We start from the raw sequence: 16,162 nt of genomic DNA, 5'->3' as shown, positions 1-16,162 counted from the left end.
TCCAATACGGTCGGGGGCGCGCCCGCCCGGGCGCGGGGGGAGGGACTCACCAGTCGTCGCGGTGCCGTTCCTCGGCGGCCACTCCGAAGGCCGCCGGGATGGCCTCGCCCACGTGGTAGATCCGCCCGGCGATGTGCCGGGGCAGCGGGAAGTGCCGGAACTCGCCCTCCACGGCCCGGTTGGGCCCCATGGGCATCGCCGCGAACCGCATCACCGGGTCCAGCCGGAACTCCTCGCGCCGCTGGGAGGAGACCACCGCGATCTCGCTGACCCGGCGCGACCCGTCCGGCCAGCGGCCCAGGTGCACGATGGCGTCCACCGCGTTGTTGATCTGGTCGCGGATCGCGTCGTAGGGGATGTTGCCGTCCCCCAGGGTGGCCAGGGTCTGCAGCCGGTGGATGGCGTCGTCGGCCGAGTTGGCGTGCACGGTCACCAGCGACCCGTCGTGGCCGGTGTTCATGGCCTGGAGCATGTCGATGGTCTCCGGACCGCGCACCTCGCCGACGATGATGCGGTCCGGGCGCATGCGCAGCGCGTTGCGCACGAGGTCGCGGATGGCGATCTCGCCCCGGCCCTCGATGTTGGCCGGCCTGGACTCCAGCCGCACCACGTGGTCCTGCATCAGCTGCAGCTCGGCCGAGTCCTCGATGGTGACGATGCGCTCGTCGGAGGGTACGAACGCCGACATCGCGTTGAGGAAGGTCGTCTTGCCGGTGCCGGTACCGCCCGAGACCACGATGTTGAACCGGGAGCGCACCATCGCCGCCAGGAGGATGCCGGTCGGCGAGTCCAGGCTGCCCATCCGCACGAGTTCGTCGATCGGGTACGGCTTGGGGAACCGCCGGATGGTCAGGACCGGGCCCGACAGCGACAGCGGCGGGATGATCACGTTGACGCGCTCGCCCGTGGGCAGCCGCGCGTCCACCATCGGGGAGGCCTCGTCCACACGGCGGTTGACCAGCGACACGATGCGGTCGATGGTCTGGTAGAGCTGCTCCTCGCCGTTGAACGCCGCGTCCACCCGCTGCATGCGGCCGCCGCGCTCGATGAACACGTTGTCGGGCCCGTTCACCATGATCTCGGTGACGGTCTCGTCGGCCAGCAGGGGCTCCAGCACGCCCAGTCCCAGGGCCTCGTCCACGACCCGGCGGATGAGCAGCGAGCGCTCCCGGTCCGAGAGCACCGGCCCCTCGCGGGACAGGATGTGCCCCACGACCTTCTCCAGGCGGACCCGGCGCTGGGCCAGTGTCAGCCTGGTGAGGTCCTCCAGGTTGATCTCCTCCAGCAGGCGCCGCCGCCAGTGCGTGACGCTGCCGCGGTCGGCGCGCCCCTCGACGACGCGGTCCTCCTCCAGCCGGTCCTTCAGGCCCATGGCTCCGGTCTCCTTCCCCCCGGGGTACGGTGCGCCGCCCCCGCCTCACACATCGGGCATGTCCACGCGCCGGGTCAGCGTCAGGTCCAGGCCTACCGACGAGAACACGATCGGCAGCGGGTGCGACACCTCCACGTAGAAGCCCTCGTGGTCGTTTCCGCCGCTCGTGACGGCCGCCTCGTCCAACCACGGCGGCAGTGCCCGGCGTGCCGCGGCCTCGGCTCCCTCCGGCTGTTCGGCTCCGGCCACCCGCGCCCCGGCCCTGGCCGCGGACTCCAGCCGCTCGGCCGCGACGAAGGCCAGGAAGGCCTCGACCGCCAGGGCGGCGACCAGGAGCAGTACCGGGAAGACCGCGGCGAACTCCAGGAGCGGGCCGCCCCGGTCGCCGTCCCGTCCCGGATGCCCGCCGAACAGCAGACGCAGCGGTCCCCGCCGCCCGGAAGCCGGCCGCGCGGCGCCTCGGCGCGCGCCCGGCCGGCCGGTACGGGACGGTCGGCGGCGTCCGGCCGGACCCGCGTTCACGGTGCCACCTCCCGGGGCTCCACCTCGGTGACCACCTGGGCCTCCCCGGTGACGTCCCACGGCCCGGAGGCCCCGGGCAGGAAGACCGGCATGGCCAGGGTCACCTGTGCGAAGCGGGCGCCGTCGCGCTCCACGATCTCCACGGTCATCACGTCTTGGCCGTCCCAGGGCGCCCGGACCCGCTTGCGCGCCTCCTCGTCCACGCGCGCCATGTCGTCGGGGGTCACGGCGGCCTGGCGGGCGGCTTCGGCGGCACCGTGCGAGGCGTACATGGCGGTGACGCCGAGCAGCAGGACCTGCCACACCAGGGCCAGCGCCAGCATCAGGAACGGCACCGTGGCGGCGAACTCCACGATGACCCCGCCGCGGTCGCCACGGCGGGGGGAGGGGCCCCTCCCCCCGCCCCGTCCGCACCGGGCCGGGCGTCGCCCGGACTCAGCCACCGAACCCACCGAGGCCTCCTCCGCCCCCGTGCGGGCCCGGCCCCGGGCGCTCGCCGTAGGACGGGCCCAGCGGCGGGACCGGGGAGTGGCCGTTGCCCGCCACGCGGGCCGAGTCGGGCCCCGAGGCGTTCAGGAAGCCGGACACGTCGCGGGTGGAGGGCGTGGTACCGCGCCGTTCGGCGAGGGAGGCGAAGCCGCCCAGCCCGCCCGGCGGGGTGGGCGAACCCCCCTTGCCGCCCTGCCCCGGGGCCGGGGGCGGGCTCAGCAGGTCCAGTTCCGCGGCCAGGCGCGCGAAGGCCTTGCGCAGACCCTCGTCGGTCACCTTGGTGGGGTCGCCGTTGTTCTCCCCCGGCTCCAGAGCCCGGTAGGCGGCCGGGACCGGGGTGCGCAGCACCCGGGTGCCCAGCAGCTGCTGGAGGAAGTCCGGCTGGATCTCGTTCTTGCGGCTGTGCCGGGTGACCAGCGAGTACACGTCCTCGTGCGCGCGTACCTGCAGCCGCTCCCACATGCCCATCAGCCGCTGGGCGCCGCGCATCGCGGGCACGTCCGGGGTGACGGTGACGATCGCGCTGTCGGCCAGCTCCACGGCCATCGCGGTGGCCTCGTTCATGGTGGACCCGCAGTCCACCACCACCAGCTCGTAGCGGGAGCGCAGCGCGCCCAGGATCCGCCGGATGGCGCGGGCGCCGACGTCCTCGCCGCGCTCGCCGTGCTCGGGGGCGAGCAGCACGTGCGGCCCGCGCGGATCCACGTACAGGGTCTCCGAGAGCATCCCGGGGGTGATGTCGTCCCCGGCGTCCGCCAGGTCGCTGATGGAGCGGCGGTGCCGCAGGTTGAGGAACGCGGGCAGGTCGCCGGTCTGCAGGTCCAGGTCGACCAGGCACACCACCCGGTCGGCGGCGGCCGCGACCATCGCCAGCTGTACCGCGCACGTGGTGGTGCCCACGCCCCCCTTGGCGCCGCTGATCGCCACGATCCGCCCGCGCACACCCGACGCGGGCAGGTCCAGGGACGCCGACTCCAGGTGGCGGCGCAGCGTCCGCGACCACTCGGCGGCCTTGGTGATGCGGGTCTCCAGCTCGGCGATCCCCGAGTCGTGGGGCATCACCCCGCGCGCGCCGGCCTCCATGGCCCCGGTGAAGGTGTCGGGGTCCATCGTGGGTGAGACCAGCAGGATCGCCAGCTGCGGGTGGCGGTGGGACAGGTCGCGGATGGCGTCGAAGACCGGGGCCGGCCCCAGGTCCTGGTGGATGAGGACCACGTCGATCTCGGGGAACTCCCCGGCGGCGTCGATCAGCGCCGACGTGGTGGACCGGGAGGCCACCAGGTCGGCGCTGCCCAGTTCCTCGAAACGCGCGGCGAGCACCATCTCCGACTCGGATGTGGGCATGCCCGCCAGGACACGGAAGTTCAACGTCTACCCCCCATGCGGCGTACGCCGCCCGTTGGTCGTCTCGCCCTCGACGAGGGTGTCGAAGTCCCCGCTGCAGAACTCGGCGTCCCCGGGCGAGCCGCCGCCGTCGGCGCTCACCAGGGCCAGCCGCAGTTTGGTGGAGAAGTCCTCCGCGTAGGCGAGCTGGAGCGCGGACTCCGGGTCCAGCCGGAAGGTCACCGGAACCACCCCGGACACCCCGCCGCCCTCACCCTCCTGGGTGCGCAGCTCGCCGATGTCGAGGACCTCCACCTCGGTGATGATCCGCACCGCGCACGCCTCGCCGTGGTCGCGCGGGGTGAAGGTGCCGTAGATGTCCACGAAGGACCCGCGCCGCACCTTGCCCGCCACACCGGTCTCGGCGTCGACCATGATGGCGATCTCGCGCTCACCGGCGGTCAGGGTGGGCTGGGGCTGCACCATGCCGCGCTGCAGGTACACGCCCGCCTCCAGATGGGAGGCGGCGACGAGCTGCTGGTCGGCGGGGGTCTCGACCTCGGCCAGGTCGGTGAGGAAGACCTCGGGGTCGAAGTACGCGCTCGGCACCTGGACCCTCTCCACGGAGTCCTCCCCGACGGGCTGGTAGGCGTCGACGGCCTCGGTCAGCCGCAGGACCGTGGCGAAGTCGCCGAGGCGCTCCTGCTGGCCGCTGAGGTAGGTGAACACGGAGGCGAACACGGCGACGGCGCCGATAGCGGCAACGACCATGAGCAGGACGCCGCGTCGCTGACGGGGGTTCATAGGGGTTGCTTTTCCGTTTCCAGTGTCGTCGCGGGCCGTCCGCTCGCCTGCGGGGTGCGGTGGCGGTCCCTAGCGGGAGTAGGTCCTGGGTGTCTCGGGGTGCGGAGCCGGTCCCGGGAACGGCGGACCCTCCGGTCCGTCGGCGGGCGGCGGGGGCTGGTGTCCCAGGGCGGGTCCCGGGGCGCGTTCCCACCCGGTGTGGGGAGGGGGCGCGGGCCCGGGGGCGGAGGGCGGGGCGCCGCCGGGGGGACGCGGGGCGCCGTGCGGACCGTGCCCGCCGGCGGGTCGGGGAGCGGTCCGCTGCGCGGAGGGCCTGGTGGAGGCCCGGGCGGACTTGGCCGAGCAGAAGGGGCAGTACCGGGCCGACACGGGCTCGCCGCACCAGGAGCAGGTGGAGGCGCGGATGGATCCGGCGGCGTAGGCGAGGGCCTGGGGGTGGGCGCTCAGCGCCACGAACTCCACGTACTTGGTGGTTCCCCAGTACGCGGAGCCCAGGGGCTGCGGGGGCAGGGTGCGGGTGGCCACCGGTTGGATGGCCTGCGGGAGGTGGTCGTCGAAGACCCCGGTGATGCCGGGGTCGGGTGTGGAGCACAGCAGCTGGACCGGTTGCACGGGCCGGAAGGGCAGGGTGGCGGCGACGTCGGCCGGGCGCATGCGTTCCACCTGGCGGGTGGGCGCGCAGTAGGCGAGGAAGGACACCGTCGGGGCGTAGGAGCCCACGTGCTGGCGTATCGAGGTGGGAATGGTGGACAGGCCGGAGACCGTCCTGAGCCAGGCCCCCGCGAGCAGGTGCCGCGGCAGTTCGTCACAGAGCGCGGCGACCATCCCCGGCGGCAGGTAGGGGGCGAGGTAGGCGAGCTGGTCGGCGACGAGGGACAGGGCCAGGGGCGAGAGGTCGACGCCGATCCCGGCGATGTGGTCGGTGCGCATCGCGCCGCGGGCGAAGTTGACCGCCCGCTCGGCGTCCGAGGACCGCCACGCGGGATAGAGGGCCACGACCTTGCGGCCCGCGCTGGTCTCCTCCCTGGCGAAGGCGACGAACGCGGCGCTGCGTTCGCCGATGCCCTCTCCGCGCATCGCGAACCGCCGGGCCCCGGCCTCGCCCACATGGCCCGTGCTGGGGATGTCCGCCAACAGGGCGACGGTCGTCGCCGACCGAGGTAGGGCTCTGGACACTGGGCAAGCTCCATCGGTTCTGCACACTGAGGGGAGACTGCTGAGCGGCCTTTTCGAAGGTGCCACTCGGACGCATCGTAACGAATGTGTGGCGGAGCGCGGGAGACCTCACGTTTGTCGCCGTTGGAGGCGAGGTGTGAGGTGGTGGAGGGGTTTGGGGGTGTGAGGTCGGCGGACGTGACTCGGGTGGCGAGACTCCCGTGCTGGCCGAAGGGGATCGGATCGTGTCCGTGTGCGTCACCGCCTCTCAGGGGAGGTGTCGTGCGCGTTGGCCGCATGTGGCCAACACGTGGACAGACTGGTATGTGAACGTTTTCGGGCTGTTCGTGTTCTGTGTTGGCCTTTGAGCGCCGAGTGGGCTCCTGCGGCCGTTGTGTGCCTTCCGTTCCTTCCTCTCCAAGGATGCCCTTCCTCCTCCCGTCCCACCAGTGCCCTCGGTCAGGTTGTGGACGGCTCTCCCCGCAAGGACGAACCGTGCGGAGGGGTGACCGCCCCGGCGGTGCGGGGGGCGAGGGGACCCGCGGTGTCCGCTCCCGCGGTCCCGGCGCCCCCGGCCGCCGCCGCGGGCACGCCGGAGGGTCCGGTGGAGGACACCGGACGGCGTACGTCCGTGATTGGGCGGGTGGGCGCGGGGGAACGAATCAGACAGGCTTCGCGTCATATCTTGAGAAGCCACACGCCCCTGAGGAGACCAACGATGCGCAAGGCAAACCGCGCCGCGGCCGGAGCCGCCGCCTGGCAGGTCGTCCAGAACACCGACAGCGACGTCTCCGTCTGGAAGCGCGCCGGGGCGGTACCGCGGATGATCGGCGCCAAGCTGCGCGGACGCTACCCCGAGCTGAGCACCGCCAAGCTGCTCGGAATGCTCGTGCTGGCGGCCTACATCCTCTCGCCGATCGACTTCGTTCCCGAACTGTTCTTCCTGCTGCCCGGGCTGGCCGACGACGTCGGTGCCGCCGTGTGGCTGACCACCATGGCGCTCGGCGAGGGCGAGCGCTTCGTCCGGTGGGAGCGCCAGGAGCAGGCACAGCAGGCCTTCCAGCAGGCCGACCGGCCCGGCCGGGGCGGCGACGCTCCCGGGCGGGGCGCGCACGACCGCGACCACGACGCGCGGCAGGGGCGTTGAGCCCCGCGCCGCCTCCCGGCGGCCTTCGGGCCCGGACCGGCGACGGGCCCCGCGTGAACACACGCGGGGCCCGTCCTGTGCGCACCGGGTCCGCCGCGAGGCGGACCCGCCCGCCCTGGCCGCCCCGGGCGGCTCGCCGCGGACGATCCCGCTCCCGGCCGCCGGCGTCCGACCCGGCGGCCGCGCCCCTCCGCTACAGGGCGCCGGCGAAGGGGTCGGAGAGCAGCGGCAGCCCCGCCTCGTCCTCGTTCATCAGGCACGAGTCCAGCAGGGCCACCAGGCGTTCGGCGTCCAGGTCCACACCCGTGAACGCCAGGTGCTGGCGGCGGTCGCCCACCACCGGGTCCCAGTCCATGAGGGCGGAGAGGCGGCGGGTCTCGCAGACCATCTCCACCGCGGCCCCGGGCAGGGCGTCCAGCCAGGGGCCGCCGTTCTCCAGCAGCAGGGCGTCGTTGTGGGCGTTCCACACCAGCAGGGTGTCCGGGCGGTTGGCCAGCCAGATCCGGCCCCGGCCACGCAGGCCCGAGGACACGATCCGCTCCAGCGACTCGTGCAGCCGCACGGGGTGCAGGGGGCGCCGGCGGGTCCAGGTCAGGGTGCTCACCCGCCCGTCCGCGCGTTCGGCGTAGTGCGCCCAGGCGGGGTCGAGGCGCCGTGCGGCGGCCCCGGTGTCGAACCGGCCGTGCGTCGGGTCCGCGAGCCCGCCGGCCGCCGCGACGACCGCGGCGGCCGGGTTGAGGTGTTCCACCAGGGCGCGGGCCTCGTCCAGGTGTCGGGAACCGTGCAGGACGACCGCGGTGGGGTACTCGACCTGGTGGGAGAGCACCTCGGCGACCGTGCGCCCGTCCTCCGGGGCGATGCCCAGGCCGCGGTCGTGCAGGTCGTCGTGGCCGGACAGGTCCGGCAGCAGGCGCTCGGTGTCCACGGCGGCGACGACGGTGGCCAACCGCAGGGCGTCCTGGGCGGCGACGGCCTCGGCGATCCGCCGGGGTTCGACCCCGTCCCAGGTCTCCACCACGCACAGGGTGTGCTCGCCCCGCTCGGCCAGCCGTACCAGAGCGGGCACGAGGTCCTCTCGCAAGGCGCAGGACGCGCACGGGTGGTCCGCGCGGACGCGGTCGTGGTCCACGGTCCCCCACCGGTCGCGTGTGACGCGGTGGACGACCCCCGCACCGATCCCGCCGAGGTCGTGGTGGACGGCCAGGGACCCGGGCACCTCCTCCAGCAGGTCGTCCGCGGTCCGCCCGCGCGCACGGCGGTGAAGCCCGCAGACCACGGCCACGGGCATGGGGGTCGTCGGTTCCATCGGGGCATCCTCCCTTGATTGAAAACGATAATCATTATCGTATGGCACGCGCGCGGCGTCCGCCGCGGAAGGCCGGAGGGGGCGGCGTCCGTGCGCGGAAGCCGCCGCGGCTTCCGCGCACGGACGCCGGGTCAGGGAAGGGACGGGCCGGGGAAGTCCGGCCCCTCGGGGACGATGGCGCGCACCATCCGGTCCACCAGGGCGTCCGGGTCGTCGTCGCCGAGCACGTCGGGCAGGGTCAGGTGCTCCACGAACAGGCCGGTCATCGCCAGGTAGAGCGTGACCACCGTGCCCCGGTCCCCGGGGAAGCCGCCCTCCAGGTGGTGGCGCACGTTCTCCTCCAGGGTGTCCCGGATGGTGCGCGTCAGCTCCTCGCGGATGCCCGGATGCCGGTTGGCCTCCAGTCGCAGTTCCAGCAGCGCGAGGTAGCCGTTGCGGTCGGCCTCCACCCGCCGCAGCAGGTCGCGCATCCCCAGCCGGGTCTGCTCGCGCGAGGGGGCCGCGCCCAGGAAGCGCGCCATGAACTCCTCGGTGGGCGCCAGCCGTACGTGGACGTGCGCGCCCGCCTGGAGCAGGAGTTCGGCTCGGTTGGCGAAGTAGTTCGACGCGGTTCCCTTGGGCACCCCCGCGCGGGTGTCCACCGCGCGGAAGGTGAGCCCGCGCGCGCCCTCCTCGGCGAGTACGTCGATGGCCGCGTCCAGTAGCGCGCGCCTGCGCTCGGGGTTCTGCCGCATGGCCCTGGCCTCCTCTTTCGTCGTTCACGGACATGCACGCTTGTGGTACCACTTTGACTGTAGTACTTTATCTGTAGTGATAAGCGGCCGCCCCCTGGAGGACACATGGATATCGAACTCGTCGGCCTGGCCGTGCTCTGCGACGACCCGCGCGCCAGCGCCGAGTGGTTCACCGAGCACTTCGGCTTCGAGGTCGGCGTCGACCTCGGCTGGTACCTCAACACCCAGCACAAGGACCACCCCAAGCTGTCCGTCGACTTCGTCCTGCGCGACCACCCGTCCACGCACGAGGTCCTGCGCCGGGGGAGGGCGGGGTCGCTGATCGCCTTCCTGGTCCCGGACGCGGACGCCGAGGAGAAGCGCCTGCGCGAGGCGGGGGTGGAGGTGGTCATGCCCCTGGTCAGCGAGCCCTGGGGGCAGCGCCGCTTCCAGGTCTCGGGCCCGGAGGGGCTCCACGTCGAGGTCCTGCAGCTGGTCGACCCCGACCCCCGGTGGATGAGGGACAACGGCCTCGCCGCGGAGGCGGGGCACTGAACGGGCGCCGGGGCCGGTCGGTGCGACCGGCCCCGGCGGGGTGTGCGGGTTCGGGGCGGCTCAGAAGTGCTCGGCCAGCGGGCCCAGGACAGGGGCCCACTCCCGGGCCGCGACCTCGCTGACCAGGCCCTGCAGGCGGAAGGGGTCCTTCTCGGTCAGAGCGAGGGCCTCCTCCTTGGACCCGGCGCGAAAGAGCAGGAGCGCGCCGGGGGCCTCCTCGGGGCCGAAGGGGCCCGAGCACAGGTTGACGCCCTGACCGGAGAGCCCGTCCAGGTACTCCCGGTGGGCGGGGCGGTGCTCGTCGCGCGCGGCTGCGCTGTCGGCGGCGTAGGTGTAGGTGATGGCGAAGACCGCCATGGTGTTCCTCCCTGGGTACGCGGGTCCGGCGGCGGACCGTCGTCCCCGCCCTCTCGCGTCGGCGGGGTGCGCGGCCGCCGCCGCGATGGCCGACACTGTGCCACAGGCGGAGGAGAAGGCGCGGGCCAGGGGCGGGGAAGGGGCTGGTCACACCGGGGAGTCCAGCTCGGCGTAGACGACCACGTTGCCGGTGTAGCCGCCGCTGCGCCGCTCGAACTCGCCGCCGCAGGTCACCAGGCGCAGCTCGGCCCGGTTGCCCGTGGAGCCGTAGACCCGGTCCGTGGGGAAGGTGTCCTTGTCGTACTCCCGCACCTCGTACACGTGGAACACGGCCTCGGTGCCGTCGGCGCGCTCGACGGCCACCTCGTCCCCGGGCTCCAGCTCCCGCAGCCGGAAGAAGACCGCCGGGCCGCTGACGGAGTCCACGTGCGCGCCCAGCACCGCGGGTCCGGCCTGGCCGGGCCAGGGGCCCGGCCCGTACCACCCGACCGCGCCGGTGTCCTCGGGTGCCTCCAGCACCCCGGCGGCGTCCACGTCCAGGGCGACGAGGTCCGCGACGTCCACGTCGATCGCCGGGATGGTGAGCCGGACGGGCCTGGCACGTGACAGGACGGACGTCGCCTCGTCCTCAGAGGCCGCGGGCGCGGCGGTCGGGGAGCCGTCGGAGCCCGGGGCCGTGCCGCCCAGCCAGAGGCCGGCGGCCATGAGCAGTACCCCCAGGGAGGAGACGAACCGGGCGGCCGCCGAGCAGATCACCCGGCGGCCGCCCGGTTCGCTCCGTGCGGCGGCCGTCACGGCCGCCGGTCGGCCGGTGCCCGGAAGCACGGTCATGTCCGGTTGCGCAGCAGCTGGCGCCCGGCGAGGGCCACGGCCCCCGCCGCCGTGACGAGGGCGGCGCCCAGGCCGACCAGTCCGGCGCCGGAGGTGTCCGCGGTGCCGCCGAGGCCGGTGTCCATGCCGCGTTCGGGCGCCGCCGTGAGCGCGCCGCAGGCCGCGGGGTGGGTCGCCTCGGCCGGGACCGACTCGTCGAGGTCGCTCCTGCCCGCGCCGTTGAAGTCGTACGACCCGTCGCCCCCGGTGTCGATGCCGCGCTGGACGAGCACGGCCTCGCCGTCGCCGATCCGCTCGGCGACGTCCTCGTCCACCTCGAAGGTGCGCTGGTACGCGAGCTTGCCGTCCTCGTCGGCCACCGCCATGCGGTCCAGGGCCAGCTTGTGCTCGGCTCCGGTGCCGCCCTCGGTGGTCAGGGACACCGCCTCGGGGCCGTAGGAGGGCATGCCCTCGATCGTGCTGACGAACCCGTCGCCGTTCTCGTCCGAGTCCGTCCCGGGCGGACACGTGTTCTCCCCGCCGATATGGAGGTGCTGCGCGTGCGGAAGGCCTGGCGCGAGCCCGGTCGCGTGGACCTGGACCGTGACCCTCGTGCCCCGGAGCTCGACGGTGCTGGTGCCCCCGGCCCCGTGCTCGTTCAACGGCTGGATCTGCGCGTGCAGCACCGTCGTATCACCGGCGGGGACGTCGGCCCGTGCGGGCGCGGCGGCCAGCACCAGCCCCACGGGAAGTGCCAGAGCGGTCGTGGCGGCGGTTGCCTTGTGCATGCGAGAGACTCCTCTGCGGTCCTCCCCGTCCCGATGACGTGGAGTTGTCCGGAAAGGTGCCCCTTCGCACCAGGAGAGTAACCGTATGCAACGACTTAATTACGTGTAGTTGTGGAGTCGTTTTCGTGTGGACACGGGCGGTCCGGAGCGGGTCCGGGTAGGGATCCGAAGCCGCGGAGGGTGGGCGCGGACGCGCGGCCGCCTTCGGTGAGGACCGTCGGGCCCTCCGCGGGCCCGCTCTCAGGGCGGGCTCAGGAGCCCTCGGCGATGCGGGCGAGGGCGTGGGCCCACACGCCCTGGACGACGGCCATGCCCAGCCACACCAGCGCGGCGACCGCTGCCGCGGTCAGCGCCACCGTGAGCGTGTAGGTCGCCGCGGCGACGATCCGGCGGGCGGCACGGTGCTCCGGGCCCTGGTAGGTCATCGGGTCCCCTCCATGTACTCCGACTCCGGCCGCTCGCTCCGGGGACCGGCGGCCGGGGGAGCCGGGGGCTCCGGGTCGGCCAGCATCGCGGTGAACGCGTCGTCCTCCTCGGCCAGCAGCCACCGCAGCAGGGCGCCGAGACTGGGGTCGGCCAGCCCGGAGCCGTCGGTGACGGCCGAGGTCAGGAACACCCGTGTCTCGCCGAAGTCGGCCTCCGCGTCCCGCAGCAGGTTCCCCAGGCCCAGGGTCCGCTCCGCCCACTCCCGCGGCCCCACCCCGTCGGGCGCGACGGCCGTCCCCCGTACCAGGTCGCCGCGCGTGACCACCACCGCCAGGCGGCTCCGGCCCCACCTGGGCAGGCGGCCGTGCCCCAGCATGCGGTACTGCCGCCGGATCTCGTCGCGCACCGCCCCGTACGCCAGTTCCGGATCACGGGTGTGCGAGCGGTCCCCGGCCAGCCGGGACCGCTCCCGCGCGGTCAGCGAACGCCACACCGCCTCGATCCCCAGCGGGTCCACCGCCAGCACGAACGTGGACGCCTTGCCCAGGTAGGCCAACTCCTCGGCGGTCACCGAACGGTTGAACCGCTCGCCCGCCGCGTCGAACAGCTGCATGAGCAGGGTCCTGCCACCCGCACCCACCCGCACGGTCAGCCCCCGCACCTCGCGTCCCGGGGGCGTGGGCGGGGTCCGTGTGGACAGCATCCGCTCGCAGTCCCTCAGCCGCCGCACCGCCTCCTCGCCCACCGGCTCCACGTACGCCTCCGGGGCCCTGCGCGCCGCCTGCGCCAGCGCGAGGTGCATCCCGGTCACCAGCCGCGTCTTGCCCGCGCCCGTCCCCCCGAACAGCGGCAGTACGAACTCCCTGGCCTCGCCCGGACGGTGCTCCAGGCTCCGGTCGCAGTGCGGGCACCGCGCGTCCAGGTCCGCCGAACCCAGCAGGAGCAGCGTGGGCAGACGGGCCCCGCACAGGCACCGCCGCCACCACAGCCCCCGCCCGCCGGGCCGGATGGAGCCGTGCCGCCGACCGCACCGCGCGCACAGGTACGCCGGATACCCCAGCCGCACGAAGCACCCGGGGCACACCATCCGGATCCGGCGGACCAGCAGCAGGCCGGAGTCCGCCAGCCGGAGCGCGCCGACGACCGTCCACGCCGCGGCCATGTACGCGCCCACCACCAGGGCGTGGAGCAGCAGGTGCGGCAGCAGGAACACGCTCCACGGCGCCGCGACGGTCCAGCACCAGCCCAGCACCGCGCGCAGGTCCCACCAGGCCGGACCGCCGTGGTAGGACCGGTGGGCGGGATCGTCCCTGCTGCCCGGCGGCGGCTCGGCCGGATGGTCGCCGCCGAGCATCACCCTGTGCGTGCGGCGCAGGTACAAGGCCACCAGGGCGCACCAGCCGACCACGGCGGCGGTGCCCCCGAGGACCACCACGGCGCTCACCAGGGCCGCGATCAGCCACCATCGCAGCAGGTAGACGACCACCAGGGCCAGGAGCCCCCCGACGGCCGCCAGCAGCGCCACCCCGATTTGCACGCCGCCGTCGTCGTTCCGTGGCCCCTGGGGCGCCCTCCGCCTCATGACCGCCGCCCGCCCGTCCACAGCCGCGGTCTGAGGAAACCGCGTCCACGGGACCCGCGCAGCCGCTGGGCCCACCCGTCGAAGCCGCTTCCCGACTCCCGGGGCAGCCGCCTGCGCATCCGCGCCACGTGGCGCCGCCTCCACCCGGCCACGGCGAGCGAGAGCACCGACGCGTCCAGGTACTGGGAGCGCCCGTGGCCGGTCAGCGCCTCGTGCCTGGCCGTCAGGTACACCAGCGCCGCGATCGCGGTGTCCGGCCGCTCCCCGGCCAACCGGAGGGAGACCGCCGTGCAGTAGGCCTCGAACACCTCCTCCGGGCAGTCCCGCAGTGCCTCGGCCAAAGACGCACACTCGCGCCACCCCAACAGCATCCGCACCACCAGTCTCCGTGTGATCTCCTCCACCACGGGATGGGTGTCCCGGACACTCTCGTACACGGCGCCGAGCCGGTCGGGGCCCCGCCCGTCACCGCCGGCGCGCAGCGCGACCAGCGTCGGCCGGACCCGGGACCACTCCTCCACCACACGCTGACCGGACTCCGGCAGCCGGGAGCGCAGCCAGTGCCGGGACACCTCGTCCACCAGCTCCCGCCACGTCCGCTCCCGCCCCTCCGCGGGCGGGGACGTCACCGCCCCGGCCACCCAGTCGCCCACCTCCGGCGCCACCAGGACCCCGGGCCGCAGGGCGCGCAGGGTCGAAAGGACGGCCCGGGGACCGCGGTCCGGCCCCCAGACCCCGGCGAGCAGGTCCTCGTCCACGTCGTGCCCGGCGATCCCGGGCGCCTCGACCCTCCGCCCCTCCCGGCGCACGGACACCACGTACGACAGCAGCCCCGGAAGGTCGGTGCGGTTGTCGGTACCCAGGAGCCGCAGCTCACGCAGGAGGGCGCTGGAGCCGTCGCGGTCGTCGGCGAACAGGGCGCCCACCGGTCCGATAGCCAGGGCGGCCAACCGGTCGCGGGGAAGCTCCGCCAGCCCCGCCGCCGCGCCCCGCCGCATCCGGGGATGGGCGGCCATCAGGGTGCGTATCGACGGGTCGGGAAGGCGGGAACCGGCCAGCAGGGGGGCGACGACGTCCCCGCCGTAGCGCTCCAGGCTCTCCGCGGGAGGCGCCAGCCCGCCCGCGCGCGCCCAGCGCAGCAGTTCCACCGCCCGGTCGGGACCGACCTCGCCCCGCCTCCCGTCCAGCAGCGCGGCGACACGGTCCCGGGCCGCTCCGCGTACCGACTCCGACCGCATCGGCGCCACGGGCGGGGCGGGCCTGCCGGCGGCGATGTCGTCCAGGGACCGGCGCACCATCACGCGTTCGAGCCGCTCGGTCACCCCGGTCGCGCCGCCCAGGCGGTGCGCCACCCGCTGCAGTCCGGCCAGGGCCTCGTGATCCAGGGAGGTGCCCGCCGCGTCCGCCGCTCCAGCCGCCCCCGCCGCGTCGGCCGGATCCATCGGCTCCACCGGGATCTCGGACCACGGCCTCCCTCCGCCCGCCGGCCCGCCCGGTGGCGCACCGGCCGGTTCCCCGTACGCCCCGTCGGGGGAGTCGTCGTATCCGCCGCCCGCCGGCCCCGCGGAGGCTCCGCCGGGCCCCTCCCGCGTCCCGCACGTCGGCCCGCCCAGCGCCGACACGCCCTCGCGCGGCCTGCCCGGCACCTCGCGCGCCGACCTCGCGAACGTCCCTCCGGACGCCCCGCGGGACAGCCTCGCGACCGATCCCTCCCGGACACCCGCGCGCGCCCCCGCGGACGACGCGGCGTCGGCGTCCAGGATCCGGTGGACCAGCACGGCGGCGTCCTCCCGGGCGAGCCACTCCACCGCCTCCGGAAGCCACTCGCGCACCTCCCTCAGGTCCCTCCCGCACGGGCTGCCCTCGTCCAGCAGCGCCGCGGCGGCCAGGACCGGCCGCCAGTCGGCCAGAGGCCCCTCCCGGCCCGAGGCGTAGGGCCGCGCCCGGAGCCACAGCTGCGCGGCACGGCGCGTGCCCAGCCTGGCCAGCCGGTCGGCCACCGCCCACGCCCGGGCCCCGGGCTCGGGCAGCCCGTCCACGGAGTCCGACTCCGGGTCGTACACCGTGAACCGGCCCTTCCACAGCGTGGTGTCCGACCCCGGCGGCACCCCGATGACGTGCACGAGCGCCTCGTCGGGGTTGCCGCAGTAGGTCGCGAACGACAAAAGCCGTGCCCGCTCCGGTGACAGCAGGTGGGTCAGGGCCGCCACCCAGTGCGCCACGGACGCGCTGTCGGCCACCAGCACCAGGGGGCGGGCGTCGTCCACGGCGTCGTCGGCGGCGAGCAGCAGCCGCGCCACCACCTCGGGGGGCCAGCGCCGCACCCACGCGTCGGTGCGCTCCCGGTCCAGGGGGCCGGGGCCCACCTCCAGCTCCGACAGTTCCGACAGCTCCGCCGGTCCGGGGCCGTCCACCGGTGCCTCCGCCCAGAAGTCGGCCTCCCACAGCTCCGCGGGCAGCGGACCCGTTTCCCCCGGCCCGGCGGCCACCAGGCTGTGCGCGAAGTAGTTGCCCGGCCGTCCCGACGGGTCGTCCCCGCTGGAGACCACCCGGCTCAGCACCGGAACCCCTCCCACGTCGGGCGAGTAGCAGAGGTTGACCGGATGGTCGTCCACGCGCTCGGCCGGGCACGACCTCGGCGGCTCGTAGACGGTGAACCGCTCGACCTCCCTCAGGACCCGGGGGTCCACGCCGGGGGTGGCCGCGTTGAACTGGTAACCGGCGTAGCCGGACAGGCCGTGTTCGCACGAGGTGTAGTACAGCTGAGCGAAGCCCATCGGTACGTCCTTCTGGTCGGTCTGGTCGTTCACGGG

16 protein-coding genes are annotated in these 16,162 nt (G+C 74.5%); 2 read left to right on the top strand and 14 right to left on the bottom strand.

Annotated elements, in window-relative coordinates:
• Positions 1 to 46 precede the first annotated feature (46 nt).
• The 6 genes from A6A08_RS12200 to A6A08_RS12175 all read right to left on the bottom strand — a co-directional run bounded on the left by A6A08_RS12200 (position 47) and on the right by A6A08_RS12175 (position 5,644).
• Entirely contained in the window at positions 47 to 1,372 is a 1,326-nt protein-coding gene (locus A6A08_RS12200) for a CpaF family protein (RefSeq protein WP_073702662.1), read from the bottom strand.
• Between the two features lie 45 nt (positions 1,373 to 1,417).
• On the bottom strand, positions 1,418 to 1,795 hold the full coding sequence (locus tag A6A08_RS12195) for a TadE/TadG family type IV pilus assembly protein (protein ID WP_073702816.1): 378 nt from the start codon (positions 1,793 to 1,795) through the stop codon (positions 1,418 to 1,420).
• A gap of 95 nt (positions 1,796 to 1,890) precedes the next feature.
• Positions 1,891 to 2,247 (bottom strand): pilus assembly protein TadE, encoded by a 357-nt coding sequence (locus A6A08_RS12190; RefSeq protein WP_073702815.1) that lies wholly within the window; start codon positions 2,245 to 2,247, stop codon positions 1,891 to 1,893.
• Between the two features lie 82 nt (positions 2,248 to 2,329).
• The gene (locus A6A08_RS12185) at positions 2,330 to 3,751 is read right to left on the bottom strand and encodes an AAA family ATPase (RefSeq protein ID WP_073702661.1); all 1,422 of its coding nucleotides are present in this window, start codon (positions 3,749 to 3,751) and stop codon (positions 2,330 to 2,332) included.
• 3 nt (positions 3,752 to 3,754) lie between these two features.
• The gene (cpaB, locus tag A6A08_RS12180; protein WP_073702660.1) at positions 3,755 to 4,510 is read right to left on the bottom strand and encodes a Flp pilus assembly protein CpaB; all 756 of its coding nucleotides are present in this window, start codon (positions 4,508 to 4,510) and stop codon (positions 3,755 to 3,757) included.
• Between the two features lie 69 nt (positions 4,511 to 4,579).
• Positions 4,580 to 5,644 (bottom strand): hypothetical protein, encoded by a 1,065-nt coding sequence (locus tag A6A08_RS12175; RefSeq protein ID WP_073702659.1) that lies wholly within the window; start codon positions 5,642 to 5,644, stop codon positions 4,580 to 4,582.
• Positions 5,645 to 6,383: 739 nt separating this feature from the next.
• Here A6A08_RS12175 and A6A08_RS12170 point away from each other — a divergent pair.
• Positions 6,384 to 6,812 (top strand): YkvA family protein, encoded by a 429-nt coding sequence (locus tag A6A08_RS12170; RefSeq protein WP_073702658.1) that lies wholly within the window; start codon positions 6,384 to 6,386, stop codon positions 6,810 to 6,812.
• Between the two features lie 193 nt (positions 6,813 to 7,005).
• On the opposite strand, the gene A6A08_RS12165 is transcribed toward A6A08_RS12170, so the two are convergent.
• Positions 7,006 to 8,100, bottom strand: coding sequence for a GTP-binding protein (locus tag A6A08_RS12165; protein WP_073702814.1), 1,095 nt, complete (start codon positions 8,098 to 8,100; stop codon positions 7,006 to 7,008).
• 149 nt (positions 8,101 to 8,249) lie between these two features.
• Positions 8,250 to 8,852 (bottom strand): TetR/AcrR family transcriptional regulator, encoded by a 603-nt coding sequence (locus tag A6A08_RS12160; RefSeq protein WP_073702657.1) that lies wholly within the window; start codon positions 8,850 to 8,852, stop codon positions 8,250 to 8,252.
• A gap of 105 nt (positions 8,853 to 8,957) precedes the next feature.
• Here A6A08_RS12160 and A6A08_RS12155 point away from each other — a divergent pair, with 105 nt between their 5' ends.
• A complete protein-coding gene (locus A6A08_RS12155; protein ID WP_073702656.1) occupies positions 8,958 to 9,386 on the top strand; it encodes a VOC family protein in 429 nt (142 codons plus the stop codon).
• Between the two features lie 60 nt (positions 9,387 to 9,446).
• Here A6A08_RS12155 and A6A08_RS12150 read toward each other — a convergent pair whose 3' ends face one another.
• The 6 genes from A6A08_RS12150 to A6A08_RS12130 all read right to left on the bottom strand — a co-directional run bounded on the left by A6A08_RS12150 (position 9,447) and on the right by A6A08_RS12130 (position 16,159).
• On the bottom strand, positions 9,447 to 9,743 hold the full coding sequence (locus A6A08_RS12150) for a YciI family protein (RefSeq protein WP_073702655.1): 297 nt from the start codon (positions 9,741 to 9,743) through the stop codon (positions 9,447 to 9,449).
• A gap of 147 nt (positions 9,744 to 9,890) precedes the next feature.
• Positions 9,891 to 10,574, bottom strand: a complete 684-nt coding sequence (locus tag A6A08_RS12145) for a class F sortase (RefSeq protein WP_083609079.1) — start codon at positions 10,572 to 10,574, stop codon at positions 9,891 to 9,893.
• Complete coding sequence (locus tag A6A08_RS27950; protein ID WP_073702654.1) at positions 10,571 to 11,341, bottom strand: hypothetical protein; 771 nt, start codon at positions 11,339 to 11,341, stop codon at positions 10,571 to 10,573. Before A6A08_RS27950 ends, A6A08_RS12145 begins: the two co-directional genes overlap by 4 nt.
• 251 nt (positions 11,342 to 11,592) lie before the next feature.
• Positions 11,593 to 11,766, bottom strand: coding sequence for a hypothetical protein (locus tag A6A08_RS28195; RefSeq protein WP_199866907.1), 174 nt, complete (start codon positions 11,764 to 11,766; stop codon positions 11,593 to 11,595).
• Positions 11,763 to 13,304 carry a hypothetical protein gene (locus A6A08_RS12135; RefSeq protein WP_242422399.1) on the bottom strand — a complete coding sequence of 514 codons (1,542 nt, stop codon included), beginning with the start codon at positions 13,302 to 13,304 and terminating at the stop codon, positions 11,763 to 11,765. The genes A6A08_RS28195 and A6A08_RS12135 overlap by 4 nt, the downstream gene beginning before the upstream one ends.
• A gap of 41 nt (positions 13,305 to 13,345) precedes the next feature.
• A complete protein-coding gene (locus tag A6A08_RS12130) occupies positions 13,346 to 16,159 on the bottom strand; it encodes a GTPase-associated protein 1-related protein (RefSeq protein ID WP_242422396.1) in 2,814 nt (937 codons plus the stop codon).
• Positions 16,160 to 16,162: the final 3 nt, after the last annotated feature.

It is taken from the genome of Nocardiopsis sp. TSRI0078 (genome assembly GCF_001905145.1).
GTDB lineage: Bacteria > Actinomycetota > Actinomycetes > Streptosporangiales > Streptosporangiaceae > Nocardiopsis.
This window is presented reverse-complemented; position numbering and strand designations above follow the sequence as displayed.

What these genes read in the sequence shown, in the direction of transcription:
- A6A08_RS12200 (WP_073702662.1), bottom strand. Translation starts at nt 1,372, where the DNA reads ATGGGCCTGAAGGACCGGCTGGAGGAGGACCGCGTCGTCGAGGGGCGC.
- A6A08_RS12145 (WP_083609079.1), bottom strand. Translation starts at nt 10,574, where the DNA reads ATGACCGTGCTTCCGGGCACCGGCCGACCGGCGGCCGTGACGGCCGCC.
- cpaB (WP_073702660.1), bottom strand. Translation starts at nt 4,510, where the DNA reads ATGAACCCCCGTCAGCGACGCGGCGTCCTGCTCATGGTCGTTGCCGCT.
- A6A08_RS28195 (WP_199866907.1), bottom strand. Translation starts at nt 11,766, where the DNA reads ATGACCTACCAGGGCCCGGAGCACCGTGCCGCCCGCCGGATCGTCGCC.
- A6A08_RS12165 (WP_073702814.1), bottom strand. Translation starts at nt 8,100, where the DNA reads ATGCCCGTGGCCGTGGTCTGCGGGCTTCACCGCCGTGCGCGCGGGCGG.
- A6A08_RS12160 (WP_073702657.1), bottom strand. Translation starts at nt 8,852, where the DNA reads ATGCGGCAGAACCCCGAGCGCAGGCGCGCGCTACTGGACGCGGCCATC.
- A6A08_RS12155 (WP_073702656.1), top strand. Translation starts at nt 8,958, where the DNA reads ATGGATATCGAACTCGTCGGCCTGGCCGTGCTCTGCGACGACCCGCGC.
- A6A08_RS12170 (WP_073702658.1), top strand. Translation starts at nt 6,384, where the DNA reads ATGCGCAAGGCAAACCGCGCCGCGGCCGGAGCCGCCGCCTGGCAGGTC.
- A6A08_RS12150 (WP_073702655.1), bottom strand. Translation starts at nt 9,743, where the DNA reads ATGGCGGTCTTCGCCATCACCTACACCTACGCCGCCGACAGCGCAGCC.
- A6A08_RS27950 (WP_073702654.1), bottom strand. Translation starts at nt 11,341, where the DNA reads ATGCACAAGGCAACCGCCGCCACGACCGCTCTGGCACTTCCCGTGGGG.